This is a genomic window from Sphingopyxis sp. H073 (assembly GCF_001468395.1).
GTDB lineage: Bacteria > Pseudomonadota > Alphaproteobacteria > Sphingomonadales > Sphingomonadaceae > Sphingopyxis.
Map to the genome: position 1 here is coordinate 100,958 of NZ_LNSG01000007.1, position 26,297 is coordinate 127,254.

Annotated in this window: 23 protein-coding genes and 1 tRNA gene; 20 read left to right on the forward strand and 4 right to left on the reverse strand. The window is 67.4% G+C overall.

The annotated features are described in order from the left end of the window. Nucleotides 1-9 precede the first annotated feature (9 nt). From ATE64_RS14525 to ATE64_RS14590, 14 genes are all read left to right on the forward strand, one after another. Entirely contained in the window at nucleotides 10-1,230 is a 1,221-nt protein-coding gene (locus tag ATE64_RS14525) for an XrtA/PEP-CTERM system-associated ATPase (RefSeq protein WP_058456909.1), read from the forward strand. A 45-nt stretch (nucleotides 1,231-1,275) separates the two neighbouring features. Next, entirely contained in the window at nucleotides 1,276-2,136 is an 861-nt protein-coding gene (locus ATE64_RS14530) for an XrtA system polysaccharide deacetylase (RefSeq protein WP_058456910.1), read from the forward strand. Continuing rightward, the gene (locus ATE64_RS14535; RefSeq protein ID WP_231729151.1) at nucleotides 2,118-3,182 is read left to right on the forward strand and encodes a FemAB family XrtA/PEP-CTERM system-associated protein; all 1,065 of its coding nucleotides are present in this window, start codon (nucleotides 2,118-2,120) and stop codon (nucleotides 3,180-3,182) included. The genes ATE64_RS14530 and ATE64_RS14535 overlap by 19 nt, the downstream gene beginning before the upstream one ends. Next, nucleotides 3,182-4,387, forward strand: coding sequence for a TIGR03087 family PEP-CTERM/XrtA system glycosyltransferase (locus tag ATE64_RS14540; protein WP_058456911.1), 1,206 nt, complete (start codon nucleotides 3,182-3,184; stop codon nucleotides 4,385-4,387). The genes ATE64_RS14535 and ATE64_RS14540 overlap by 1 nt, the downstream gene beginning before the upstream one ends. Further along, nucleotides 4,384-5,895: an EpsI domain-containing exosortase gene (locus ATE64_RS14545; RefSeq protein ID WP_058456912.1), complete on the forward strand. Its 1,512-nt coding sequence runs from the start codon at nucleotides 4,384-4,386 to the stop codon at nucleotides 5,893-5,895. Before ATE64_RS14540 ends, ATE64_RS14545 begins: the two co-directional genes overlap by 4 nt. A gap of 13 nt (nucleotides 5,896-5,908) precedes the next feature. Beyond that, a complete protein-coding gene (locus tag ATE64_RS14550; protein WP_058456913.1) occupies nucleotides 5,909-7,804 on the forward strand; it encodes an XrtA/PEP-CTERM system amidotransferase in 1,896 nt (631 codons plus the stop codon). A 203-nt stretch (nucleotides 7,805-8,007) separates the two neighbouring features. Next, nucleotides 8,008-9,192 carry a GNAT family N-acetyltransferase gene (locus ATE64_RS14555; protein WP_058456914.1) on the forward strand — a complete coding sequence of 395 codons (1,185 nt, stop codon included), beginning with the start codon at nucleotides 8,008-8,010 and terminating at the stop codon, nucleotides 9,190-9,192. After that, a complete protein-coding gene (locus ATE64_RS14560) occupies nucleotides 9,189-10,070 on the forward strand; it encodes a cupin-like domain-containing protein (RefSeq protein WP_058456915.1) in 882 nt (293 codons plus the stop codon). Before ATE64_RS14555 ends, ATE64_RS14560 begins: the two co-directional genes overlap by 4 nt. 56 nt (nucleotides 10,071-10,126) lie before the next feature. Beyond that, nucleotides 10,127-12,064: a S9 family peptidase gene (locus ATE64_RS14565; protein WP_082657798.1), complete on the forward strand. Its 1,938-nt coding sequence runs from the start codon at nucleotides 10,127-10,129 to the stop codon at nucleotides 12,062-12,064. 72 nt (nucleotides 12,065-12,136) lie between these two features. Then, nucleotides 12,137-12,355, forward strand: coding sequence for a translation initiation factor IF-1 (gene infA, locus ATE64_RS14570; protein WP_010162480.1), 219 nt, complete (start codon nucleotides 12,137-12,139; stop codon nucleotides 12,353-12,355). Then, the gene (locus ATE64_RS14575; RefSeq protein WP_082657799.1) at nucleotides 12,352-12,942 is read left to right on the forward strand and encodes a Maf family protein; all 591 of its coding nucleotides are present in this window, start codon (nucleotides 12,352-12,354) and stop codon (nucleotides 12,940-12,942) included. The genes infA and ATE64_RS14575 overlap by 4 nt, the downstream gene beginning before the upstream one ends. After that, nucleotides 12,935-13,912, forward strand: a complete 978-nt coding sequence (locus ATE64_RS14580; protein WP_058456917.1) for a hypothetical protein — start codon at nucleotides 12,935-12,937, stop codon at nucleotides 13,910-13,912. Before ATE64_RS14575 ends, ATE64_RS14580 begins: the two co-directional genes overlap by 8 nt. After that, the gene (gene yacG / locus ATE64_RS14585) at nucleotides 13,902-14,096 is read left to right on the forward strand and encodes a DNA gyrase inhibitor YacG (protein ID WP_058456918.1); all 195 of its coding nucleotides are present in this window, start codon (nucleotides 13,902-13,904) and stop codon (nucleotides 14,094-14,096) included. The genes ATE64_RS14580 and yacG overlap by 11 nt, the downstream gene beginning before the upstream one ends. A 94-nt stretch (nucleotides 14,097-14,190) precedes the next feature. Beyond that, nucleotides 14,191-14,266: transfer RNA gene (locus ATE64_RS14590), tRNA-Phe, on the forward strand. 41 nt (nucleotides 14,267-14,307) lie between these two features. Here the strand turns inward: ATE64_RS14590 and ATE64_RS14595 are convergent. Beyond that, entirely contained in the window at nucleotides 14,308-15,408 is a 1,101-nt protein-coding gene (locus tag ATE64_RS14595) for a putative sulfate exporter family transporter (protein ID WP_231729152.1), read from the reverse strand. A 158-nt stretch (nucleotides 15,409-15,566) separates the two neighbouring features. Here ATE64_RS14595 and ATE64_RS14600 point away from each other — a divergent pair, with 158 nt between their 5' ends. The 5 genes from ATE64_RS14600 (at nucleotide 15,567) to ATE64_RS14620 (ending at nucleotide 21,198) form a co-directional block, all read left to right on the forward strand. After that, nucleotides 15,567-16,595, forward strand: a complete 1,029-nt coding sequence (locus tag ATE64_RS14600) for a LacI family DNA-binding transcriptional regulator (RefSeq protein WP_058456920.1) — start codon at nucleotides 15,567-15,569, stop codon at nucleotides 16,593-16,595. Nucleotides 16,596-16,838: 243 nt separating this feature from the next. Continuing rightward, nucleotides 16,839-18,089, forward strand: a complete 1,251-nt coding sequence (locus ATE64_RS14605) for an MFS transporter (RefSeq protein ID WP_058456921.1) — start codon at nucleotides 16,839-16,841, stop codon at nucleotides 18,087-18,089. Between the two features lie 171 nt (nucleotides 18,090-18,260). Beyond that, nucleotides 18,261-19,163, forward strand: a complete 903-nt coding sequence (locus tag ATE64_RS14610; RefSeq protein ID WP_156416596.1) for an aldo/keto reductase — start codon at nucleotides 18,261-18,263, stop codon at nucleotides 19,161-19,163. Further along, nucleotides 19,160-20,227, forward strand: a complete 1,068-nt coding sequence (locus ATE64_RS14615) for an LLM class flavin-dependent oxidoreductase (protein WP_058456922.1) — start codon at nucleotides 19,160-19,162, stop codon at nucleotides 20,225-20,227. Before ATE64_RS14610 ends, ATE64_RS14615 begins: the two co-directional genes overlap by 4 nt. Before the next feature lie 395 nt (nucleotides 20,228-20,622). Continuing rightward, the gene (locus ATE64_RS14620) at nucleotides 20,623-21,198 is read left to right on the forward strand and encodes a T6SS immunity protein Tdi1 domain-containing protein (protein WP_058456923.1); all 576 of its coding nucleotides are present in this window, start codon (nucleotides 20,623-20,625) and stop codon (nucleotides 21,196-21,198) included. Between the two features lie 7 nt (nucleotides 21,199-21,205). On the opposite strand, the gene ATE64_RS14625 is transcribed toward ATE64_RS14620, so the two are convergent. Then, nucleotides 21,206-22,372, reverse strand: coding sequence for an iron-containing alcohol dehydrogenase (locus ATE64_RS14625; RefSeq protein ID WP_082657800.1), 1,167 nt, complete (start codon nucleotides 22,370-22,372; stop codon nucleotides 21,206-21,208). Then, nucleotides 22,369-23,703, reverse strand: a complete 1,335-nt coding sequence (locus ATE64_RS14630; protein WP_058456924.1) for an MFS transporter — start codon at nucleotides 23,701-23,703, stop codon at nucleotides 22,369-22,371. The genes ATE64_RS14625 and ATE64_RS14630 overlap by 4 nt, the downstream gene beginning before the upstream one ends. A 174-nt stretch (nucleotides 23,704-23,877) precedes the next feature. Here ATE64_RS14630 and ATE64_RS14635 point away from each other — a divergent pair, with 174 nt between their 5' ends. Then, nucleotides 23,878-24,714, forward strand: a complete 837-nt coding sequence (locus tag ATE64_RS14635; RefSeq protein WP_058456925.1) for a sugar phosphate isomerase/epimerase — start codon at nucleotides 23,878-23,880, stop codon at nucleotides 24,712-24,714. A 125-nt stretch (nucleotides 24,715-24,839) separates the two neighbouring features. Here ATE64_RS14635 and ATE64_RS14640 read toward each other — a convergent pair whose 3' ends face one another. Next, entirely contained in the window at nucleotides 24,840-26,267 is a 1,428-nt protein-coding gene (locus ATE64_RS14640; RefSeq protein WP_058456926.1) for an FGGY family carbohydrate kinase, read from the reverse strand. Nucleotides 26,268-26,297: the final 30 nt, after the last annotated feature.

Sequence of the window (26,297 nt, forward strand, 5' to 3'; positions counted from 1 at the left end):
GGAATTTCGATGTACGATCAATATTATGGTTTCACCGGTCGGCCCTTCCAGCTGACGCCCGATCCGGCTTTCTATTTCGAGAGCGGCACGCACCGCAAGGCGATGTCCTATCTCGGCTACGGCCTCGCGCAGGGCGAGGGGTTCATCGTCATCACCGGCGACGTCGGCGCCGGCAAGACGACGCTCGTCGGCCATTTGATGAACACGATCGATCCCAACCGCCTGACCGCGGTCAAGCTGGTGTCGACGCAGGTCGAGGGCGACGATTTGCTCCGCCTCGTCGCCGAACAGTTCGGCATCGAGTGGGAAGAGCAGAGCAAGGCGGAGCTTCTCCGCTCGATCGAGCAATATCTGCGCGAACAGGCGCGCGCCGGCCGCCGCACCTTGCTGATCGTCGACGAGGGGCAGAATCTTGCGATCTCGGCGCTCGAAGAGCTGCGCATGCTCTCGAACTTCCAGCTCGGCGACCATTCGCTGCTGCAGATCTTCCTGCTCGGCCAGCCCGAGTTCCGCCAGACATTGTTCCATACGCCCGCGCTCGAGCAGCTTCGTCAACGGGTGATCGCGACGCACCACCTCGACCCGATGGAGCCCGAGGAGGTCGAACCCTATATCCTCCACCGCCTCAAGAAGGTCGGCTGGACGGGCAATCCGAGCTTCGCGCCCGAGGCGTTCGAGCTGATCTACGACTATAGCGACGGCGTGCCGCGCAAATTGAACGTGCTGGTCAGCCGCCTGCTGCTGTTCGGCGCGGTCGAGGAACTGCACCGCATTTCGGCGCAGCATGTCCGCAACGTGATCGGCGAGATCGAGGCCGACCGCGGGATCGACGAAGCAAGCCTGGCCCCGCTACCGGTCGAGGAGGTTGTCGCGCACGCGGCCGCCGCCGCCGAGCCGCCGCAGGCGTGGTCCGACGCGGCGAACGATGGACGGCCGCCCTTTGCCGCGCCTACCGATTTCGCCGCCGCGCGGACGCTCGTCGCCGATCAGGCCGGGACGCCCGCCGCGGCCGACGACGTGATCGAGCTTGTTTCCGAACCCGTCGCTCAGGCCCCGGCCGCGCATGATGCGCAGATCGCGGCGCTGCAAAGCCAGATCGCCAGCCTCGAGGCGCGGCTCGTCGAACAGGATGCGGCGCTGCGCCGCGTGCTCGACCTGCTCATCGAATGGGTCGAACGCGATCCCGAAAATTCGCCCAACCCCACGAAGTCCGAAGTCTGGGCGGCGTGACGTTCTGAACATCGACTGCTAAGATGTTGATGAAGGTGAGGGACGATGCAGAACGGCCTGTCGGTCGATGTCGAGGACTGGTTCCAGGTCGGCGCCTTTGAGCGCACGATCGACCGTGCCGACTGGCCGACGCTCGAATGCCGGGTAGAGGCGAATTGCGACGCGGTGCTGCAGATTTTCGCCGAGGCGGGCGCCAAGGGCACCTTCTTCACGCTCGGCTGGGTCGCCGAACGCTATCCGGCGCTGATCCGGCGCATCGTCGCGGCGGGGCATGAACTCGCCAGCCACGGCTATGATCACAAGCGCGTCTTCTCGATGACGGCCGGCGATTTCGCCGCCGACCTCACAAAGACGCGGGCGATCCTCGAAGATCTCGGCGGGGTCGCGATCCGCGGCTATCGCGCGCCGAGCTTCTCGGTCGATACGCGCACGCCGTGGGCGCATGCCGTGCTCGCCGAACAGGGCTATGCCTATTCGTCGAGTGTCGCACCCGTCGTCCACGACCATTATGGCTGGCCGCAGAGCCCGCGCCACGCCTGGCGCCCGCTGCCCGACAGCGAGCTTGTCGAATGGCCGGTGACGACCGCGCGCTTTGCCGGGCGCACGCTGGCGGCGGGTGGCGGCGGCTTCATGCGCCTGCTCCCCTATGGCTTCACGCGCTGGGCGATCGAGCGGATGAATGGCGAGGGGCATCCCGCGATCCTCTATTTCCATCCGTGGGAAATCGATCCCGGCCAGCCGCGCGTCGCCGATGCGCCGGTGAGGTCGAGAATCCGCCACTACACCGGCCTTTCCGCAATGGCGGGCAAGCTGAAGAAACTGCTCGCCGATTTCGAATGGACCCGCGCCGACGCGCTGCTCCCCGCGCAGCAGGAGCGCGCGCAGTCGTGGCGCGCCGCCGCGTGAACGCGCCGATTCAGCCACCGGTGCCGCTGACCGATGTCGACGCATGGGACGCCTATGTCGCCGCGCATCCAGAGGCGACGCCCTTCCACAGCCGCGCGTGGTGCGAGGCGATCACGCGCGCGACCGGACACGTCTGCCACCTTCTGACCGCGCGCGGCGCGGGCGGCGCGCTCACCGGGCTGCTGCCGCTTCATCATGTCCGCTCGCCGCTCTTCGGGCAGGCGCTCGTCGGCAGCGGCTTTGCAGTCGACGGCGGTATATTGGCGGACAATGACGCGGTCGCCGCAACGCTCGCGCAGGGCGCGGCCGACATGGCGAAATCGCTCGGCGTTCCCTCGGTGGAACTGCGCGGCGGGGCGCTTCCCGACGCTGACGGGTGGCTCCGCGAGGAGGGTGTCTATGCCGGCTTCGTCCGCAACCTCGCCGCCGATGACGACGCCGAACTGCTCGCCGTTCCGCGCAAGCAGCGCGCCGAGGTGCGCAAGGCGCTCGAAAGCGAGCTGACGGTCACGACCGGCACCGATGCAGCCGAACGGCGCGACCATTATCGCATCTATGCGACCAGCGTCCGCAACCTTGGCACGCCGGTGTTCCCGAAGGCGCTGTTCGACGCGGTGCTCGACGCATTCGGTGGCGACGCCGACATCCTGACGGTGCGTGCCAATGGCGCGCCGGTCGCGAGCGTGCTCAGCCTCTATTGGCGCGGTACGGTGATGCCCTATTGGGGCGGCGGCACCGCCGACGCGCGCAGGCTGCGCGCCAACGAGCTCATGTATTTCGCGCTGTTGCGCCATGCGCGGGCGAAGGGTTGCACGCGCTTCGATTTCGGCCGCTCGAAACTCGGCACCGGGCCCTTCGCGTACAAGAAGAATTGGGGCTTCGAGCCCGAGCCGCTCGTCTATGCGCGCTGGCTCGCGCCCGGTGAACGCGCGCGCGACACCAACCCGACCAGCGCCAAATATAGGCTGCAGGTCGACCTCTGGAAGAAACTGCCGCTATGGGCGGCGAACCGCATCGGCCCGCTGATTGCGCGCGGGCTCGGGTAATGGCCGAGATCCTGTTTCTGGTCCACCGCGCGCCCTGGCCCCCCGACCGCGGCGACCGTATCCGCAGCTGGCACATGTTCGAGGCGCTGGCAAAGCTCGCGCCCGTCCATGTCGCTGCGCTCGCCGATACGGCCGAGGATGCCGCCGTCGCCGAAGCGAAACTCGCGCCGCTTTGCAGGAGCCTGTGCATCGAGGTGCGCGGCGTATCGCGCCCCGTGGCCCTGGCGTCGGCAGTCCTGCGCGGCGAACCGGTGTCGAACCGCCTGTTCCGCAGCGCCGCGCTTGCCGAACATGTCGGCGCGCTGCTCGCGATCGGCAAGGTGAGCCATATCGTCGCCTTCTCGGGGCAGATGGCGCAATATCTGCCGGCCGGGTTCGCGGGGCCGGTCGTCATGGATTTCGTCGACGTCGATTCGGCGAAGTTCGCCACTTATGCCGAGCAGGACAAACGCCAGCCGCTCCACTGGGTTCATGCGCGCGAGGCGCGGAGGCTCGGCGCGTTCGAGGCCAAGGTCGCGCGCGCGGTCGATGCGAGCCTGTTCGTCAGCGAAGCCGAGGCGGCGCTGTTCCGCGCGCGCAGCGGGCTCGGCGCCGACACGGTGCATGCCGTCGGGAACGGCATCGACACCGGCCATTTCGATCCCGCGCTGTCGTTTGACCGCGTGGGCGAGGGCGACGGCCCGCTCGCGGTCTTCACCGGCCAGATGGACTATCGGCCGAACATCGACGCGGTGCGCTGGTTCGCGTCGGATATCCTGCCGCACATCCGCCAGCATCACGCGCAAGCGCGCTTCGCGATCGTCGGCCGCGCGCCGGCCGAAGAGGTGCGCGCGCTCGAAACGCTGCCCGGCGTGATCGTCACCGGCGAGGTGCCCGACGTCCGGCCGTGGCTCGCCGCCGCCGATGCGGTGGTCGCGCCGCTCCTCCTCGCGCGCGGGGTGCAGAACAAGCTGCTCGAGGCGATGGCGATGGCGCGGCCCGTGGTCGCGAGCGCCGCCGCCGCGACCGGGATCGACGCTGCGCCGGGCGAGCATCTGCTCGTCGCCGACGGTGCCGGTGCGATGGCCGACGCCGTCGTTCGCCTGTTCGACGACCCCGCCGCCGCCGCCGCGATGGGAAGGGCGGCGCGGGCGCAGATGATCGCGCGCTATGGCTGGGATGCGCAGCTCGCGCCGCTCGCGCGCCTGCTCGGGCTCGCGGCATGACGGCGCACACCATCGCCCGCCCGCGGGACTGGACGCGCTGGCAGCGGCACCTTGCCGCACTCGCGGGCGTGGCGGCGGCGATGCTCGCGGTCTTCCACCGCGACGCCGCCGATATGGCCGGCATCTGGTGGCACAGTTCGACCTTCACCCACTGCCTGCTGATGGTGCCGATGATCGGCTGGCTGGTGTCGCAGCGTACCGCGCTGCTGCGCCCGCTGACGCCCGCTTTCTGGTGGCCCGCGCTGGTCTGGATCGCGGGCGCGGGGCTGGTGTGGCTCGTCGGCGAGGCGGCGGGGGTCGGGCTGTTCCGGCAACTCGGCCTCGTGCTGATGCTGCAGGGCGCCGTGGCCGCGACATTGGGTGAGAAGCTGGTGCGCGGGCTGCTGTTTCCGCTCGCTTACGCACTGCTCCTCGTGCCGTTCGGCGAGGAGCTGGTGCCGCTGCTCCAGACGCTCACCGCGAAAATCTCGCTTGCGCTGCTGCATCTGTCGGGCCTGTCGGCCGAGATCGAGGGCGTGTTCATCACCACCCGCGCAGGCTTTTTCGAGGTGGCCGAGGCCTGTTCGGGGGTCAATTTCCTGATCGCGATGCTCGCCTATTCGGTGTTCGCCGCGCACCTCTGTTTCAAAAGCTGGACGCGGCGTATCATCTTCGTCGGCCTCGCGCTGGCCACGACGATCCTAGCCAACGCGCTGCGCGCTTATGGCACGATGGTCGCGGCCGAAATCTGGGGGATCGAGGCGGCGGGCGGGATCGATCATGTCTTTTATGGCTGGATCTTCTTCGGCCTGGTCATTTTGGTCGTGATGCTTGTTGCCCGCCGCTGGTTCGACCGGCCCGCGAACGATGTCGCGGTCGATGTGAGCGGGCTCGAAGGCGTGCTTCGCCGCGCCGGCCATGCGGCGGCTGTGCTGTGCGGGGCGATTGCCATTCCGTTGCTCTTCGTCGGCTGGGCGACGCTCGTCGGCGGGCGCACGGCAGAGTTGCCCGAAACGATTGCGGTCGCGACCCCGGCCGGATGGACCGCCGCCGCGCCCGAGCCTGTCGTCTGGGAGCCCCGCTTCGACGGCGCCGACCGGCGGGTCGTCGGCCATTTCACCGATCGACAAGGGAACCGCGTCACGGTCGCGATCGGCGGCTATGAACGGCAGGGCGAAGGGCGCGAAGTCGTCGCCTTCGGGCAGGGCGCGATCGATCCCGACGGTAAATGGGCATGGAGCGCCGCGCTCCCCGCGGTCGACGGCGGCAAGGCCGAACGCCTGCTCCACCCCGGCCCGCTGCTGCGCGATGCCGCGAGCTGGTATGTTGTGGGCGGCACTGCGACGGGCAGCGCGCGGACCGCGAAACTGGCCGGACTGAGGGCGCGCCTGTTCGGCGGCGACCCCCGGGCGCTGTCGCTGATCGTCTCGGCCGAAGAGGCGCACGGCGGCCGCGATGCGATCGCCGCTTTCGTTTCCGCGTCGGGTGGAGCGCAGGCAATGGCTGACCGCGCGCTCGAAACGCGTTAAGACCGCTTTCTATATGTGCGGGATCGCAGGCATTTATCATATCGAGACGGCGAAGCCGGTCGATCCCTCGCGCCTGCGCGCGATGCTCCACCCGATGGCGCATCGCGGCCCCGACGGCAGCGGCACCTGGACCGCGCCCGGCGTCGGTTTCGGCCATCTGCGCCTGTCGATCATCGATATCGCGGGCAGCCCGCAGCCGATGGCGAGCGACGACGAGATCGTCACCATCACCTACAACGGCGAAATCTATAATTTCCGCGAGCTGCGCGCCGAGCTGGAAGATCGCGGCCACCGCTTCCGCACCAGCGGCGATACCGAGGTGATCCTCGCGGCCTGGCGGCAGTGGGGCGTCGAATGCCTGGCGCGCCTGAACGGCATGTTCGCCTTCGCGATCCACGACCATGCGCGCGGCTGCCTGTTCCTCGCGCGCGACCGGCTGGGGGTGAAGCCGCTCCATCATGTCCGGCTGTCCGACGGTTCGCTTGCCTTTGCGTCGGAACTGAAGGGGTTGCTGCGCCATCCGTTGCTGCGGCAAGAGCCCAATCTTGCGGCGGTCGAGGACTTCCTCGCGCTGGGCTATGTCCCCGATGACAATTGCATCGTCGCGGGGGTCGAGAAATTGCCCGCGGGGCATTTTCTCCTCCTCGAACGCAGCAAGCCCTTTCCCGCGCCGCAGCGCTGGTGGGCGCCCGATTTTTCGAAGCGCGTCCGCGTCGGCGAGGCCGAGGCGGCCGAGCATCTCGTCCACCTGATGCGCGCCGCGGTCACCGACCGCATGGTGTCCGACGTGCCATTGGGCGCCTTCCTGTCGGGCGGCGTCGACAGCAGCGCGGTCGTCGCGCTGATGGCGGAGGCGAGCGCAAAGGCGGTCAAGACCTGCACGATCGGCTTCGACCAGGCGGCGCTCGACGAGACCGCTTATGCGCAAGCGATCGCCGAACGCTTCGCGACCGACCATCGGACGCGCACCGTCGCCGCCGCCGATTTCGCGCTCGTCGACAGGATCGCCGACATGTTCGACGAACCCTTCGCCGACGCCAGCGCGCTGCCGACCTACCGCGTCTGCGAACTCGCACGCGAGCAGGTCACGGTCGCGCTCTCGGGCGACGGCGCCGACGAGGCGTTCGCGGGATACCGCCGCCTCGTCTTCCAGCATCAGGAGGAGCGGCTGCGCGGCCTGATCCCTGGCGTGCTGCGGCGCGGCCTGCTCGGCCCGCTGTCGCGCGTCTGGCCGCAGATGGACTGGGCGCCGCGCCCGCTGCGCGCGCGCGCGACGCTCGCCGGTCTGTCGAAGGGCGGGATCGAGGCTTATGCCGAGGCGGTCGGCGTGACCGGTCCCGCGCAGCGCGCGCGGCTCTACAACGACGCCGCGATCCATGCGCTCGGCGACCATATCGCCGAAGCGCGCTACTGGAAGGCGATGAGCGAGGCGCCGGCGCGCGAGGCGCTCGACCGGGCGCAATATGCCGACCTGATGATCTGGCTGCCCGGCGACATCCTCACCAAGACCGACCGGATGAGCATGGCGGTCAGCCTCGAGGCGCGCGAGCCGTTGCTCGACTATCGCCTGATCGAATTCGCCGCAAGCCTGCCGGCGTCGATGCGCGTCAAGGGCGGGACGGGCAAGGCGATCCTGAAGCAGGCGATGGAACGCTATCTGCCGCACGACATCCTCTACCGGCCGAAGATGGGCTTCGTCACGCCAGTCACGCAATGGTTCCGCGGACCGCTCGCACCGCAGGCAAAGGCGCTCGCGACCTCGGCGACGCTCGCGCGGTCGGGCTGGTTCGACATGGCCGAGATCGAACGTGTCGTCGCCGCGCACCAGTCGGGCCGCCGCGATCATGGCCGGCTGATCTGGCAATTCTTCATGCTCGAAAAGTCGCTGGCGAAGCTGTTCGGTATCTGAACGCGCTGGCGTCTCGGTTGGGCGTTCCTCCCATCGTCACCCCGGACTCGATCCGGGGTCCATTCGAGCTCGCGCCTCAAACATGGATCCCGGATCGAGCCTGTCCTGAGCTTGTCGAAGGGTCCGGGATGACGAAGTTACAGACTTCGCGCTTAGACGAATTGCCACCTCCTCTTAACGCTTCGATGCTAGGATAACCGGCGATGACGGTCCATCCAGCCTTTCCGGTCACTGCCACCGCAGCCGGGGATTCGGCGGCGCTCGCGGTGCGCATCGTCGACCCGCTGGCGCTGTCCGACGACCTCGCTGCAGCGTGGGACGGGTTGGCGGACGAGGCGAGCGAGCCCAATCCCTTCGTCGAACGCTGGTGCCTGCAACCGGCGCTGCACCTGCTCGACCCCGCGCGCGAAGCGCGGCTGGTGATGGTGATGGGCGAGCGCGACGGTCCCCTGATCGGCGTGATGCCGCTTGCGTCGGCGGTCAAATATGGCCCCCTGCCGCTGCGCCACGTCACCGGCTGGGCGCATCCCAACCATTTCCACGGGGCGCCGCTGGTGCGCGCGGGGATGGAGCATCTTTTCTGGTCGATCCTGCTCGGCTGGTGCGATGCGGCGGGCTGGGCGCACACGCTGATCCATGTGCCGCGTCTGACCGAGGACGGGCCGCTGCACCGCGCGCTCGCCGACGTGTCGCGCGATCGCGGCGCGGCGGCGGAGATCGTCCACCGCGAGGAGCGCGCGCTGCTCGAAAGCGACCTTTCGCCCGAAGCCTATTGGGACTCGGCGGTGCGCGCGAAAAAGCGCAAGGAACTGCGCCGGCAGGCCAACCGTCTCGGCGAGGAAGGGCGCGTCTCCTTTCGCCGCTGGACGGGCGACGAGCCGGTCGAGCAATGGATTGGCGCGTTCCTCGACCTCGAGGCGCGCGGATGGAAGGGCCGGGCGGGCTCGGCGCTCGCCAGCCACGGCGATACCGAGGCGTGGTTCCGCGCGATCCTCACCGCGGCCGCGGCGGCGGGCAAGCTCGATATGCGCGCGCTGGTGCTGAACGACCGGCCGCTCGCGATGCTCGTCAACTTCCTCAGCGTCCCCGGCGCCTTCTCCTTCAAGACCGCGTTCGACGAGGATTATGCCCGCTTCTCGCCGGGCGTCCTGCTCCAGCAGGCGAACCTCGACCTGCTGGGCGATCCGCGCATCGCGTGGGTGGACAGCTGTGCGGCGCCCGATCACCCGATGATCGACAGCGTCTGGCGCGAACGGCGGCATCTCGTCTGGGTCAACGCGCCACTCGGTGGTAGCGGCGACCGGTTGCGCTTTCGCGCGCTCGCGCAGGCGGAAAGGATCTGGCGCCGTTGGAAGCGCCCCGCATCGAAGGTAGAAGACCAGGCATGACCGGCCAGACCATCATCGACCAGCCCACCAGCGACCAGCCCGTTTTCGCGGCGGAAACGCTTGCGCGGATGGAGGCGCTGTACCCGTCGCAAGCGGGGCTGCTGCACCACCGTCTGCCCGATCACCGGCTGCTGTCGCTCGACGCGCTTGCGGCGCTCGGCGAGAATCTGCCCGCGGGCCAGGTCGAATATAATCCGGGCGATGTGCCGATCGGGATCGCGCCCGAGGATGTGCCGTCGAACGGCCTGTCGATCGGTGAGACAATCCGTACCATCGACACCAACCGAAGCTGGGCGGTACTCAAGAATATCGAGACGGTGCCCGACTATCGTGCGCTGCTGATGGACCTGCTCGGCGAACTGGCGCCGGTGGTCGAGCCGCGCACCGGCGCGATGCTGACGCCGCAGGGCTTCGTCTTCATCTCGTCGCCGGGATCGATCACGCCGTTCCACTTCGACCCCGAGCATAATATCCTGCTCCAGCTGCGCGGGGCCAAGGTGATGCACGTCTGGCCCTCGGGCGACGAACGCTTCGCGCATCGCACCCAGCATGAGCGCTATCACACCGGCGGGCATCGCAACCTGCCGTGGCAGGATGAGTATCTCGGCGCCGCGCAGCAGGTGCCGCTCGGCCCCGGCGACGCGGTGCTGATGCCGGTGATGGCGCCGCATTTCGTCGCCAATGGCGACGCGCCCTCGATCTCGCTGTCGATCACCTGGCGCAGCGAATGGAGCTACCGCGAGTCCGAGGCGCACGCCGCCAACGCCGCGCTCCGCCGCATCGGCCTCGACCCGAAGATGCCGCCGCGCTGGCCGAGTTATGCGTGGGCCAAGACCGTCGGCTGGCGCGTCGCGCGAAAGCTGCGCATTGTGAACTAATTCCCGATTGCCTCGAAATTCCGGGGGCTTATTGTTCGGCCGCAGGGAATGGGGGAATGATGAGGGCATTGGAGTGCATGCTGCTTGCGCTTGCGGCAGCGATCATCCGTCCGGCGACGGCCGCCGCGCAGACGACGGCGGCCATACCTCCGGCACGGATCTCTACCGAGGAACTGGCGCGGCTTCCGGAAATATCGAACGCGGCCTTGTCACCCGATGGCAAGTCGATCGCCTTTCTCGGCCGGATCAAGGGTCGGCAGGCAATCCTGTATCGGGCCGTCGACCAGGAGGCGATGTCGCGCGTCGACCTGCCCGAAAAGGTCGATTTTCGCTGGCTGCGGTGGGCGGGCAACGACAAGCTTCTGATCAGTATCGAACGCAGCTCGCGCTTCATGAATGTCGATGTGCGCCAGACGGTGTTGTTGCTCCACGACTTCGCCACGAAGACCAACAAGGCGCTCGGACGGGTCGGGCGTTCGCTGGAGGGTGACGACGTGCTCTTCATCGATCCCGACGGCCATTATCTGCTTCTGTCCATGCAGTCGGACATGTTCGATTATCCGTCGGTCTTTCGCGTGTCCCTTCCCGACGGGGCGATGACCGAACTCATCCGGCGGCGTGCGCCGATCTGGGAATGGTATGCCGACGATACCGGTATCGTCCGCGCCGGCGTCGGTTTCGAGGCCGGCAAGCTCAAATTCTACTACCGGCGCTCGGACGGCGAGAAATTCGATCTGATCGCGGCGGTGAAGCCGAGCGACGAGAACGCCTATTTCCAGATCGCAAAGATCGTCACGGGATCGGACGAAGGCTATGCGCTCAGCGACAAAAATGGCCGGCAGGCATTGTATCGCTTCAACTATCGCACACGCGAACTCGGCGAGCTGGTCTATGGCAACGACCGTTACGACATCGACGATTATTGGCTGAACCTTGGTGGAACCGCGCTCGAGGGCGTGTCCTATACCGACGATCGCGATCGGGTCGAATGGTTCGATCCAGTGAACAAGAAGCTGCAGGGGCAGCTCGATCGGGCCATTCCCGGCCGCGAGGCGTGGGTTGCGTCGCGGAGTCGCGACGGCAAGCAGATGCTGGTCCTCGCGACAGCCCCCGACGAACCGGGCCTATATTATTTCCTCGACCGCACCGCCGGTCAGATGTCTCCGATCGCCGCGATGCAGCGGGCGCTCGACCCGGAACGGCTCGCGGTGACCAGGGCGGTGCATTACGCTGCGCGCGACGGAACCGACATCCCCGCCTATCTGACGCTGCCGAAGGGGCGCGCGGCGAAGGGTCTTCCTCTGATCGTCTATCCGCACGGCGGCCCCTATGGGGTGCGCGACAAGCTCGAATATGATCCGCAGGTCCAGTTTTTCGCGAACCGCGGCTATGCGGTGCTCCAGCCCAATTTCCGCGGATCGGGCGGTTATGGCACTGCGTTCGGCGATGCCGGCATCGGCCAGATCGGGCGCAAGATGCAGGACGATCTCGACGACGGGATGGACTGGCTGGTCAAGGAGGGCATCGTCGACAAGGGTCGGGTGTGCATCGTCGGGGCCTCCTATGGCGGCTATGCCGCGATGTGGGGCGCGATCCGCAATCCCGAACGCTATCGCTGCGCGGCGAGCCTGGCGGGGGTTGCCGATTTGAAGGCCATGCTCAAATATAACCGGCGCTATCTCGACAAGGAGGCGGGCAAGCGCTGGCGCGCCCGCGTCACCGGCGAACCCGAATTCGATCTCGCTTCGGTTTCGCCGACGCAGCAGGCCGCGCGCCTGCAGCGGCCGTTGCTGATCGCGCATGGCGAGGATGATGGCACGGTCCCGATCGGCCAGTCGCAGAATCTGATCGCGGCGCTGAAGGCCGCAGGGAACAGCAATTTCGAATATGTCGCCTATAAGGAAGAGGGCCACGGATTCTCGAATCCGGTGAACCTGAAAGACTGGTTCGACCGCCTCGATGCCTTCCTCGCGAAGCACAATCCGGCCGGATGACAGATTGCTTTCAATTGCCGTCATTTGGCGTTATGGGCCCGCATCCTGATATTTCGAGCCCATAGAGGATAGATGGCGAAAGAAGAACTTCTGGAAATGCGCGGCCAGGTGGTCGAACTGCTGCCCAACGCGATGTTTCGCGTCAAACTCGAAAATGACCACGAGATTCTCGGCCACACGGCCGGCAAGATGCGCAAGAATCGCATCCGCGTTCTGGTGGGCGACGAAGTGCTCGTCGAACTCACCCCCTATGACCTGACCAAGGGTCGGATCACCTATCGCTTCAAGTGAGCGGCGCGGCGACCTCTCCCGCGCTGGTACTGGCATCGACCTCACCGCGCCGGCGCGAACTGCTGGCGCGGATCGGCCTGACGCCGGCGCGCATCGCGGCCCCTGAAATCGACGAGACCCCGCTGAAGGGCGAGCTCCCGCGCGCCTATGTCGCGCGGCTCGCCGAAGCGAAGGCGCTCGCGGTCGAACGCGCGGCGGGCGAGGTGGTGCTCGCGGGCGACACGACCGTCGCGGTCGGCCGCCGCATCCTCGAAAAGCCCGCCGACGAAGCCGATCTGCGCCGGATGCTGGCGCTGTTGTCGGGCCGCCGGCACCATGTCTGGTCGGGCGTGTGCGTCGTCGGCGCCGACGGCAAGCCGCGCGTCCGGGTTGCCGACACGATCGTCGCCTTCAAGGCGCTGAGCGCGGCCGAGATCGACTGGTATGTCGACAGCGGCGAGGGGATGGGCAAGGCGGGCGGCTATGCCATCCAGGGCAAGGCCGAGGTCTTCGTGCGTTTCCTGTCGGGCAGCCATTCGAACGTCGTCGGCCTGCCGCTGTTCGAGACGCGGTCGCTGTTGGCCGCCGCCGGGGTGCCGCTTGGCTGAGTGGCTGTACGAGGACGGCATCGGCGAGCGCCGCGCCGCGCTCGTCGAGGACGGAGAGATCTTCGAAGCGCGGATCGAGCGCGACGGCGAAGGGCCGCGCGTCGGCGCGGTCGTTCAGGCGCGGCTGGTCGAGGCGGGGAGGGGCGCGCGCGTCACGCTCGACCTGCCGGGCGAACCGCAGGCGACGCTGGCGTCGGTCCCGCCCGGAACCTCGATCGGCGCGCGCCTCAACGTCGAGATCGTTCGGATGGCGCTCAGCGAACGCGGGCGCGACAAGCCGGCGCGGGCGCGTATCACCGATGCGGCGCCGACCGATGGGCCCGACCTGCGCGCCCGGATCGCGGCGAGCGGATGGCCCGTTGCCGAAGTGTCGCAAACCGGTCCCGACCGGCTGGAGGAGGCGGGCTGGTCCGAACTGATCGACCGGGTCCGCACCGGCCACGTCCCCTTTCCGGGCGGCGCGCTGTGGGTCGATGCGACGCCTGCGATGCTGTTGATCGACATCGACGGCGAGGGCGATGCATTTGTGCTGGCGAAGGCGGGGGGCGCCGCGGCGCTGCGCCTCGTCCGCTGCTGCGATGTCGGCGGATCGATCGGCATCGATTTCCCGTCGCTCGCCGGCCGCGCCGAGCGGCAGGCGATTGACGCGCTGGTCGACGAACTATTGCCGCAGCCTTTCGAGCGTACCGCGATCAACGGCTTCGGCTTTCTGCAGATCATCCGCCGCCGCGAACGGCCGTCGCTGATCGAGCAGGTGCGATTCGATCCCGTCGCGACCGACGCCGCGCTGCTGCTGCGCCAGGCCGAACGCGCGCGGGGCGTCGGCGCGCTGCAACTCGCCGCGCGCCCCGCCGTGGCCGACCATATCGCCGCGCACCCGCAATGGATCGCCGAGCTGCAACGCCGCACCGGTCGCCCGGTCGAGCTGGCGCGCGACGTTCAGGTGAAAGGAGTCGGCCATGCCCAGTGAAACCCCCGCAAAATCCGGCAAATGCCCGCTCTGCGGCAAGCCGCGCGTCCAGCAATATCGCCCCTTCTGCAGCCGCGGCTGCCGCGACCGCGATCTCAACCAATGGTTCGACGAGGGCTATCGCGTTCCCGCGCACGAGGGGCCCGACGGCAATACCGACGACGGGAAATTCGGCGGCGACTGAGGCGCGATTTTAGCCAAGAAAGTCACTGGACAGGACGAAACACCCTGCCTATAGCCGCCGCTCGCCTGCACGGCCGACCGGCCGAAGCGGTGCTGCCCGGGTAGCTCAGTTGGTAGAGCATGCGACTGAAAATCGCAGTGTCGGCGGTTCGACCCCGTCCCCGGGCACCATATCTCCCAGACCGATTTCAGGCCACCGGCGCGGTGGCGATTCAGACGATCGACAGCGCGAACAGCAGCGATGCGGCAAAGCTCGTCAGCGACGCCAGCAGTACCGGCACCGCCGCGCGCCAGCCCATCTCGAGCAGCAGCTCCAGCCGCGTCCGCATCGCGGTCGCCGTCACCGCGAGCAGCAGCAGCGCCTTCGACCCGGTGAGCGCGGCGGCGCGCATCGCTTCGGGGATCGGCGCCACGCTGTTCAGCGTCACCATCGCAAAGAAGGCCGTGATGAACCAGGGCAGGGCAAGGCGCCGCCAGATGCGCGTGTCGCCACCGCCCTCGGGCTTCAGCAGCAGCCCGACGAGCGCGACGACCGGCGCGAGCAGCGCCACGCGCGCGAGCTTGACGATCGTGGCGCTCGCTCCCGCCGCGTCGGAAAAGGCATAGCCGCCGCCGATCGCCTGCGCGACGTCGTGGATCGACGCGCCGATCAGGAAGCCCGCCTGCTTGTCGGTGAGGCCGAGTTCGCCCGCGAGCAACGGATAGATCGTCATCGCAAGCGCGCTCGCCAGCGAAACGCCGACCAGGGTCAGCGCGAACTGCGCCTGCGACAGCCGGTTCTTCCCGATCACGCCATAGAGCGCGAGCGCCGCGCTCGCGCCGCAGATCGCGGTCGCGCCGCCCGCCAGCAATCCGGCGTAGGGCGTCTGCCCCGACAGCCGCGCGCCCAGGAACCCGGCGCCCATCGTCAGCGTCATGATCACGATCAGCGCCGCGAACGGCACCGGCCCCAGCACCGCGATCTGGCCGAAGGTGACCTGCAGCCCCAGCACGACGATGCCGATGCGCAGGAAGGTACGCGACGCGAAATCGAGCCCGCGGTGCGTCACCGCGTTCGCCGAGACGAAGTTGAGCGACAGCCCGACAAGCAGCCCGAGCAGGATGATCGGAAAACCATAATGGTCGGACAGCCACGCCGCCGCCGCCGATCCCGCCGCGCAGGCGGCGAGACCCGGAAACAGGCTGCCTTTCGGCGCGGTTCCCGCCTTGACCTGCGCCAGGTGCAACTCGCCGAACAGGTCGCCGCCGCTCGGCAGGTCGTTCCAGTGCGCGTGCCGCATCGAGGTGCCGACGTTTCTGTCTAACGTTGTCATAGGATCGCGCCATATCGCGAGGCGAGGGAAGGGCGCAAGGCTTCTCTTGCGGTGCGCGGCGCGACGCGCCAAAGCAGACAGCGATGGTCAATCGGCGGGACGGGGAGATGCGCGGCCGTGACAGGGACTTGCCAGCCGGGGACGGAGCGTTTGCGCGGATGACCCGGGCGACGATCAAGGATGTCTCGCGCGTCGCGGGGGTGTCGATCAAGACGGTGTCGCGCGTCCTCAACAAGGAACGCTATGTCAGCGACGACATGCGGCAAAAGGTCGAGGAGGCGGTCGCACGGCTCAACTACCATCCCAGCCTCGCCGCGCGCACGCTCGCGGGGCGGCGTTCGTTCCAGATCGGGCTGATCCACGACAACCCCAGCCCCTATTATATCTTCAACATGCAGGCCGGGGTCGGGCAACGGTGCCGCGAGGCCGATTTTCGCATGATCGTCCAGCCGTGCGACATCAACTCGCCCGGCCTCGTCGACGATATCGGCGCGCTGATCGATCAGGCGCAGCTCGACGGTATCATCATGACCCCGCCGGTCACCGACGTCGGCACCGCGCTCGCCGAGCTATTCCGGCGCAAGATCCCCGTCGTCCGCGTCCAGCCGGGCACCGACCTCACTGCGACCTCGGCGGTTTACATCGACAATGTGCAGGCGGCCGACGACATGACCGCCTATCTCATCTCGCTCGGCCATCGGCGCATCGGGCTCGTCACCGGGCACGCCAATTATTTCGCCAGCGGCCAGCGGCTGACCGGCTACCGGCAGGCGCTGCAACGCGCGGGCATCGGCTTCGACGCGTCGCTCGTCTTTCCCGGCCAGTTCGATTTCCAGTCGGGCGCCGCGGCGGCGGAGGCGCTGCTCGCGCTCGACGAGCCGCCGACCGCGATCTTTGCGAGCAGCGACGACATGGCGGCGGGCGTCCTCGCGGCGGCGCACCGCATCGGCATATCGGTGCCCGACCAGCTTTCGGTCGCGGGCTTCGACGACACCGACCTCGCGCAGGTCGTCTGGCCCGCGCTGACGACGATCCGCCAGCCGATCCGCGACTTGGGCTACGCCGCCGCCGACCTGCTGCTCGAATTCGGCGAGACGATCGAGCGCCGGCAATTGCCGCACGAACTGATCGTCCGCGGATCGACCGCGCCGCCGCGGCCAATGGATCCCGGATCAAGTCGGGGATGACGAAGGCCTGAAAACGACCGGAAGCTGACCTATCTTTCATCGTCACCCCGGACTTGATCCGGGGCCTGCCTTGTCTTTTCATCCGAGGCCCGAAGAGGAAAGGCGGATCCCGGGTCAAGCCCGGGATGACGACTGACGTGGCGACGGCTCCCCCCCCTTCCCGCCACCATCGAAAAAACCGGCTATCAATCCGGCTATGACAACGTTATCTCATCAGCCAAACAGATTCGGGGAGAGACGATCTTGGCGCAAATCGCCGACAAACGCCGCTGGCTCGTGGTGGGGCTCGTCTTCGTCGCGATCGTCCTCAACTATGTCGACCGCCAAATCCTCGCGCTGCTCAAGCCGACCTTGCAGGCCGAATTCGACTGGACCGACCGCGATTACAGCCACATGGCCTCGGCGTTCCAGTTCGCCGCAGCGCTCGCTTTCCTTGGTACCGGCTGGTTCATCGACAAGGTCGGCTTGCGCCGCGGCTTCGCGATCGGGGTCGGCGTGTGGAGCCTCGCGGGCATGGCGCACGCCTTCGCGTCGACCGTCGCGGGCTTCGTCACCTCGCGCGCCGTGCTCGGCGCCGCCGAATCGATCGGCACCCCGGCCGCGGTGAAGACCGCCGCCACCTATTTCAACGCGAAGGAGCGCAGCTTCGTCCTCGGGCTCGGCGGCATCGCCCCCAATGTCGGTGCGATCCTCACGCCTTTGCTCATCCCCCTGATGGCGATGATGTGGGGCTGGCAGGCGACCTTCCTGATCGCGGGCGGGCTCGGGCTCGTCTGGGTCGTCGTCTGGCTGATGGTGCGCATCCCCGAACAGCCGAACGCCGCGCGCGACGCCGCCGCGCCGAAGATCGCGTGGGCCAGCCTGCTCCGCGACCGCCGCCAATGGGCGGTGATCCTGGGGAAGGCGCTCACCGACCAAGTCTGGTGGTTCCTGCTCTTCTTCATGCCCGACCTGTTCCACCGCGTCTTCGGCCTGACGCAGGGCACGCTCGGTCTTCCCGTCGCCTTCGTCTATTTCATGGCGGCATTGGGCGGCATCACCGGCGGCTATCTGCCGTCGTACCTGATGGGCCGCCGCGGCTGGAGCGTGAACGCCGCGCGCAAGACGACGATGCTCATCTACGCGTTGCTCATCCTGCCGGTGCCCTTGCTCGTCGGCGTCGACAGCGCGTGGGTCGCGGCGATGATCCTCGGCCTCGCGCTCTTCGCGCATCAGGGCTTCTCGACCAATCTCTTCGGGCTCACCACCGACGTCTTCCCCGCGCGGATCGTCGGCTCGGCGATCGGCATCGGCGCTTTTGCGGGCAATCTCTCGGGCATGGCGATGATCGAGTTCGCGGGCTGGTCGCTCGACACGGGCAGGGGGTATCTGCCGATGATGCTCGTCTGCGCCGTCACCTACCTTGTCGCGCTCGCGGCGATCCATCTGATCCTGCCGCGCATCGTCGCGGTCGATGAAGAGGAGGATGGCGAGGTGCAGGTGCTGGCGCATTGATCGGAATGCTGGCGCGTATTTTATGTTCCCCGGCGAAAGCCGGGGCCCATCTCCTGCCGCTGAATGGACCCCGGCTTTCGTCAGGGAACACGAAGGGCGAAATTTAACGAACCGCAAAACCGCATACGAAACCCGCTTCCCTCGACCTGACTTATGGAGTATATGACAGCGATGTCAGACCATCTTCCCGCTCCCGCCAACGTGACCCTCGCCGGTCATGAAGTCTCCCCCATCGCCTGGGGCATGTGGCGCTTCGCCGGCGTCAATATTTCGACTGCCCGCGCGCGCATCGACGCCGCGTTCGAGGCGGGCGTCACTTTGTTCGACACCGCCGACATCTACGGCTGCGACACCCCCGGCGGTTTCGGTTCGGCCGAGGCGCTGCTCGGCGAAGTCTTCGCCGAAGCCCCCGACTTGCGTGAAAAAATGGTGCTCGCGACCAAGGGCGGGATCATCCTCGGCGTCCCCTACGACAGCAGCGCAACTTATCTGACCTCCGCCATCGACATCTCGCTGAAACGCCTGCGCACCGACCATGTCGAGCTGTGGCAGATCCACCGCCCGGACCTGCTCAGCCACCCGCAGGAAATCGCGCGGACCCTCGAGGAAGCGCATCGCGCGGGCAAGATCGGCGCGATCGGCGTGTCGAACTTCACGCCGTCGCAAACCGAGGCGCTCGCCAAATTCTTGCCCGTTCCGGTGGTCAGCCATCAGAGCGAATTTTCGCCGCTTCACCTGAACCCGCTCTTCGACGGCATCTTCGATCAGTCGATGGCCGAGGGCATGAGCTTCCTCGCCTGGTCGCCGCTCGGCGGCGGCCGGCTCGGCGATCCGGAGGGCGAGCGCACGCGCGCAGTCGCCGGACTGCTCGACGCGAAGGCCGCGGAGTATGGCGTCTCGCGCGCCGCCGCGACCTACAGCTGGGTGATGGCGCATCCCGCGCGCCCGATCCCGATCGTCGGCACGCAGAATGTCGAGCGAATCAAGGAAATTCCGCAGGCCTTCGCCCCGCGCTGGACGCGCGCCGAGTGGTACGCGGTGCTGCAAACATCGATGGGGGAGAATCTGCCATGACCGACCGCAGTTGCGAAGTCAGCTGGTTTTCGGCGCTCTGCGACGACGACTATGAATTCCTCGGCGTTCCCGACCCGATGCTCAAATCGAGCTGGGAGCATTGCCGTGATATCGTGATGCAGGCCGATGCCCAGGGCTTCGACAATATCCTGCTGCCGTCGGGTTATGCGCTCGGCATCGACACCACCGCTTTCGCCGCGGCGATCGCGACGATGGTGAAGCGCATCCGCCTCTTGATGGCGGTTCGCATCGGCGAAAGCTGGCCGCCGCAGCTCGCGCGCCAGATCGCAACGATCGACCAGATCCTCGGCGGCCGGCTGACCGTCAACATCATCTCGTCGGACATGCCGGGCGAGACGATGGACTCCGAACCGCGCTACCGCCGCACGGTCGAGGCGATGCACATATTGAAGACGCTGCTCAATGGCGAAGCGCTCGACCATGACGGCGAGTTCTGGAAGCTGCAACTCGAACCGCCACGCGTCGGCACCGTGTCGGGCAAGGCGCCGCCGCTCTACTTCGGTGGCCTGTCTCCGGCCGCGCGCGACGCCGCCGCGAAGGGCTGCGACGTCTTCCTGATGTGGCCCGATCGCGAGGAGGTGGTGAAGGCGATCATCGCCGACATGACCCAGCGCGCCGCCGCGTACGGCCGCACCCTCAAATTCGGCTACCGCGCGCACATGATCGTGCGCGACACCGAAAGCGAAGCGCGCGCCGCCGCCGACCGGCTGCTCTCGAAACTCGACGCCGCGAAGGGCGCCGAGATCAAGGCGAAGTCGCTCGATTCGCAGTCGTTCGGCGTCAACGCGCAGGTCGCCTTGCGCGAAGCGGCGTCCGACGACGGCTATGTCGAGGATAATCTATGGACCGGCGTCGGCCGCGCCCGCTCGGGCTGCGGCGCCGCGATCGTCGGCGACCCCGACCAGGTGCTCGCGAAGCTGAACCGCTATCAGGACATGGGCATCGAGGCGTTTATCCTCTCGGGCTACCCGCACGCCGCCGAAGCCGACCTCTTCGCGCGCCATGTGCTGCCGAAGATGAACCACGGTCCGCTGGTGCTCTGACCCGTCCGAATTGAAAGCTGCGTGCCCCCGCGAAGGCGGGGGCCCATCTCCGGTCCGCGCGAAATGGAACCGGCGGAAGATGGATCCCCGCCTTCGCGGGGACGCGGATAAGTGGTGATGCGCGGCAACCAAACCCCGCCACCCCGGACTTGATCCGGGGTCCACGAGAGCTAGCACCGCGATCGAAGTCATGGATCCCGGATCAAGTCCGGGATGACGATGGCGGGAGGAGGATGCCCCGCCCCCACGTTTGAGACGTAGGAGAGAAGGGGACGGGGCGAGCGCGCTTAAGCAGGAAACGGATTGCGGGCGGGTGAACGGAGCGGCTTGCCCCTTCTCCCGGCGATTGCGAAGCTCGACTTTGGAAACTACGCCCTCCTCTTGGGGAGAATGAAATGTTCAAACGACTCTTTGGGAAACGGCCTGCTGAACAGGCGCCACCAACTGCCGATGCGGAGCCAGAAATTAAGGTCTCTCTGATCAGCATTGGCGGTGCTCCAGAACTTGATTTTCTTTTTATCAGGCCGAAGCCGATAGATGTGGTTCGCGCGCTGGAAGGCTGGACGTGGATTGGCCTTGAGGGTCTGACTGTGGTTGCTGTCTCGGCGTTTGGCGAGACTTTCTTTCAGACCGACAGCCAAGAGATTCTCTATCTGGACACAATTGAGGGTCGAATTGTCGCCATCGCGCCCAGCCTGTCCGCCTTCACTGCTGACCTTCAGGAGGTGGAGAAGCGCGATCAGCTGTTGTTCGGTGGAATGGTATTAGCTGCACGAAGTCGCGGATTGGTCCTCTCGCCGGAAGAGTGCTATGACTACAGGATAGCTCCGATCCTTGGCGGCCAAATGGACGTTGAAAATATTGAAAAAATGTCCTTTGTCGTGAAACTGCACATAGCCGGGCAGATACATGAGCAGGTAAAGGATTTGCCGCCAGGAACCCGGATCAACAGCTTCAAAATTTCCGACTAAGCGGCCACTAACCCGCCCAAACCTGCGCATAGAGCATCGCCATTTCCTCGCTATCCGGCACGCGCGGATTGTTCGCAGGCGATCCCGACGCCGCCGCCTGGGCGCACATCGTCGGGACCAGTGCGTCCCAGCGCGCCGCGTCGATGCCCCACGCCGCCGGCCCCGGGACCTCGAGCTCGCGGTTGAGCGCCGCCAGTTCATCCAGCAATCGCGCCACCGCTGCCTGATCGCCCTCGGCTTCGTCCGCCACCCCCATCGCCCTTGCGCAATCGGCGTAGCGATGCAGCGCCGCGGGCGCCGACCATGCGGTTACCGCAGGCAGCAGCATCGCGTTCGACAGCCCGTGCGGGACATGGAAATGCGCGCCGATCGGCCGGCTCATCCCGTGGACCAGCGCGACCGAGCTGTTCGAAAAGGCGATCCCCGCCTGCGTCGCGCCCAGCATCATCGCCTCGCGCGCCGCCGCGTCCGTCGGGTCGCTGCACACGCGCCGCAAATTCGGCGCAATCGCGCGCATTGCGAGCAGCGCCATGCCGTCGCTGAACGGATTGGCGCGCTTCGACACATAGGCCTCGATCGCGTGTGTCAGCGAATCGATGCCGGTGTCGGCGGTCAGCCTTTTGGGCTTCGTAAACGTCAGCTCATAATCGACGAGCGCCGCGAGGGGCAGATAGGCGAGCCCCGGGCACAGCATCTTTTCGTCGGTCGCCTCGTCGGTGATGATCGTGAAGCGCGTCGCCTCCGACCCCGTGCCCGCCGTCGTCGGGATCGCGATCACCGGCAGCCCCGGCGCGTCCTGAACATGCGGCGCCTTGTAATCCGCCATCGCCCCGCCGAACCGGCCAAGCAGCGCGATCGCCTTCGCACTGTCGAGCGGACTGCCGCCGCCGAAACCGACGACGCAATCATGATCGCCGTCCCGCAGATAGGCGACCCCCGCATCGACCGACGCCACTGTCGGGTCGGGCACCGTATCGGCAAACACCCGCGCCGCGATTCCTGCTGCCGCCAGCCCGTCGGTCAGCTCGGCGACACGCCCGCTGCTCACCAGATATCGGTCCGTCACGATCAGCGGCCGCGACAGCCCCAGCGCCGCCAGCACCTCGGGCAATTGCTTCGACGCCCCACCGCCGATGCGCAGGATGCGGGGCAGGGCGATGCTTGCGATACTCAACTCACCATCTCCTCGCGGATCGACCTCCGCGCCAGCCAGAACAGTCCCGACGCCACCGCGCCGAACAGGATGAAGATCATCAACGACCAGCGTACGCCTTCGGCCGACCCTAGCCCCATCGGGCCGCTGATGAAATCGCTGACCGCACCGACGCCCAGCGGTCCCAAACCCAGCCCGATCAGATTGATGATGAACAGCAGCACCGCCGACGCCGTCGCGCGGGTCTGCGGCTGCACCAGCCCCTGCACCGCGGCATAGCCCGGCCCGTACCACATCGTGTTCAGCACCGGCGGAAAGGCAAACATGATCAGCGCGAAAACCGCGGAGTCCGAGAGCAGGCCGGCGATGTAGAAAGGAATACCAATCAAGGTCGAAACCGCGGGGATCGCGACATAGAAGCGCAAGTCGCGCGCGCCATATTTGTCGGCGAGATAGCCGCCCATCCACGTCCCGACCGCCCCGGTCAGCCCCAGCACGATCCCCAGCGCAACGCCGAGAAAGCCCGTCAGCCCGAGCCCGAAATCGTCGGCGATCACGGTTAGCTCGGCCGCATGGTTGCGGAAAAAGAAGGGTGCCAGAAACGCCGCGGCGCCATAGCCGATGAACGCCTTGATCGCGGCAGCAAAGGCGATCAGCCAGAAGGTGCGTTTGCCGCGAATTTCGGCCATCGCGGTCTTGAAGTCGGGCCGCGCGGCCTTCAGCGCAGCCAGGTCGACATTCATCTGCCGCCGCGGCTCGCGCAAGGTCGTCCACGCAACAAGCGCCATTAACAGCCCCGGCAGTCCCGCAAACAGAAACGCCGTTCGCCAGCCATAGGCATCGGCGATCAGTCCGCCGAGCGCGAGCCCCAGCAACCCGCCGAGCGGCGTCCCGAGTGCGTAGAAGGCGAGCGCCGACGCGCGCTTCTCGCGCGGTGTGTAATCCGTGATCAGTGAATGCGCGGGCGGCGTGCACCCCGCTTCGCCGATCCCCACCCCGACGCGGCACGCGACGAGTTGCACGAAATTCTGCGCATAGCCGCACGCCAGCGTGAACAGGCTCCACAGCCCCGCCGCCACCGCGATGATCCGCGGCCTGTGCCCCGTCTCGGCATAGCGCGCGATCGGGATGCCGAGCACGGTATAGAACAGCGCGAAGGCGAGGCCGGTCATCACCCCCAGCTGCCAGTCGGCGAGGCCGAGGTCGTGCTTGATCGGTTCGGCGAGGATCGCGACGATCTGCCGGTCGAGGAAATTGAGGATATAGATGACGAGCAGCACGCTCAGCGCGTAGCGGCGATATGCTTTCGACACCGGCGCGATGGCGGGCGGGGCGGGGGCTTCGGCGGTCATCTCATCCTCTCACTCTTCTTCTTTTCTTCGTCACCCCGGACTTGATCCGGGGTCGATCTGCCCTCGTCACGTCCCAATGGATGCCGGATCAAGTCCGGCATGACGAGGTTAGGCAACACGCAATTGACTCCCACCCCCGGCACGATATGACAGCGTTGTCTGAAAAGGAAGTCCATGCCCGAATTGCTCGTCCTCCAGTCGGTCTGGGGCCTCGACAAATGCCCCGGTTTTGACATCGACAACCGCCTCGACGACGCGCTCGAGCAAGTCGTCGCCGCGGGCTTCGACGGTGTCGGCGTCAACCTCGCCCGCACCGCGCGTACCGACGGCGTCGCGCGCGCGATGAACCCGCTCGGCCTCGCATGGGAAGGGCAGGTGCTCGTCGACGACGCTGCCCAGCTCACCCACTGGATCGGCGAGGCGCAGCGCCTCGGCGCGCACCATCTCAACGTCCAGATCGCCGGCCCGACCGCCGACTTCCGCGCCGCGCTGCACCTGATCGACAGCCTCGTAGCCGCGGCGAAGGATGCGCCGCTCCCCGTCTGGTTCGAAACCCACCGCGGCCGCCTCACCAACGATCTGCTCTTCACGTTGCGCCTGCTCGAGGAACGCCCCGGCCTGCCGCTCACCGCCGACCTTTCGCACTATCCCGTCGCGGGCGAGATGGAGCTGCCGCTTCGCCCCGACCAGCTCGCCGCGATCGAAACGATCCTGCAGGGCAGTCATAATTTTCACGGCCGCGTTTCGACGACGCATCAGGTGCAGGTCGCGATCGATGCGCCGCAGCACCAAGGCTGGCTCGACCAGCATATCGCCTGGTGGCGCCGCGGCTTCGAGCTGTGGCTCGAACAGGCGCGCGCGGGCGACGCGCTGACCTTCATGTGCGAGCTCGGCCCGCCGCCCTATGCGATCACCGCGCCCGACGGCAGCGAACTCACGAACCGCTGGGACGAAGCGCAGCGCATGCGCGACATCGTGCGCGGTCTGTGGCGCGAGGTGACGGGTAACTAACGCCGCGCCCCTGCGAAGGCAGGGGCCCATCACCGGCCCTTTCGTTGCCAAGCAGCCGGCGGCAGATAGCAGATGGGTTCGATGATGGGCCCCTGCCTTCGCAGGGGCACAGGGAAGGGCGTTTCTCACACCGCCACCGCCTCCCGCCAGCGCGCAAACGCCGCGTCAGCCTCATCGCGCGACACCCTCGGCAGAAACTCGGCATCATATCGCGCCAACCGCTTCAGATCGCTTTCCCCGAACAATCCGGCGCCCATCCCCGCCGCCAGCGCCGCGCCATAGGCGCTCGCCTCGCGCACCGCGTGTCGCCGCACCGGCCGCTGCAAGGCATCGGCCTGCAACTGCATCAGCGTATCGCTCGCCGACAGCCCGCCCGCGACGGGCAGCGCCTCGGGCACCGGCAGCGCCGCCGCGATCACCTCGGCAATCTCCCGAAAGCGAAAGGCGATCCCCGCGAGCGCCGCGCGCGCGACCTGACCCGGCCCGTCGGCAAAGCTCAGCCCCGCAATCAGCCCGCGCGCCTCGAACTTCCCGTGCGGCGCGCCCATGCCCGCGAGCGACGGCCGCACCACAACCTTTCCGGCGTCGGCCACCGAAGCCGCCGCCGCTTCGAGCGCCGCGGGCGAGGCAAACAGCCCAAGCCCCCCGCACAGCCACTCGATCATCGACCCGGTGGTGATCACCATCCCCTCGACACAGAAGCGCGGCTTCCCGCCCGCGAACGCCAGCGCCTCGGCGGGCATGCTGCTGTGGATCGTCTGGGGCACCTCGCCGGTCCCCGCCATCAGCACCCCCGACGTGCCATAGGTCGCCTTCCAGTCGCCGCGCTCCAATGCGCCATGCGCGACCATCGCGGCCTCCTGATCGGCGATCAGCGCGGTGATGGGCACCCGTGCCCCAAGCACTGCGGCGTCGCTCTCCGCAATAGCGCCCCAGCTTTCGACCTGCGCCGGAAACATCGTCGCGGGCAGCCGCTGGTACCTCAGTAACGCTGCATCCCATCCCGCGCCGTTCGCATAATCATAATAGCCCGTCAGCCATGCCGCAGAGGCGTCGGTGACATGCGTACCGCTGAGCTTGTAGATCAGCCAGCTGTCGAGCGTCCCCCATTGCAGATCGGCGGCATTGCGCCCCGATAGCGCGATCGCCGCGGGCAGCTTTGCCGACGGCACCTGCGGCCAGCCGGCAAACCCCGCCGCGCGGAGCCTTTTATATTCGTCCATCCCGCGCAAATCGCTCCACACCAGCATCGGCGCGACGGGCTCGCCGGTGGCGCGATCCCACAGCACGATGCTCGCGCGCTGCGTCGTCACCCCGATCGCCGCGACGTCGGCGATGCTGCGCCCCGCCGCAGCGAGCGCGCCGTCGATCACCGCGCGGCAGATGGTCCAGACCTCGGCGGCGTCCTGTTCGACAAGACCGGGCGCGGGAAAGCGGCTGGCGATCGGCCTTTTGTCCACCCCCAGCACTGCGCCTGCCGGATCGACCAGCATCGCGCGCGCGCCGGTGGTCCCCGCGTCGAGCGCAAGGAGGAGCTGGCCGTGGATGCTCACGTCGCCCTCTCGTCATCGTCATTGCGAGCG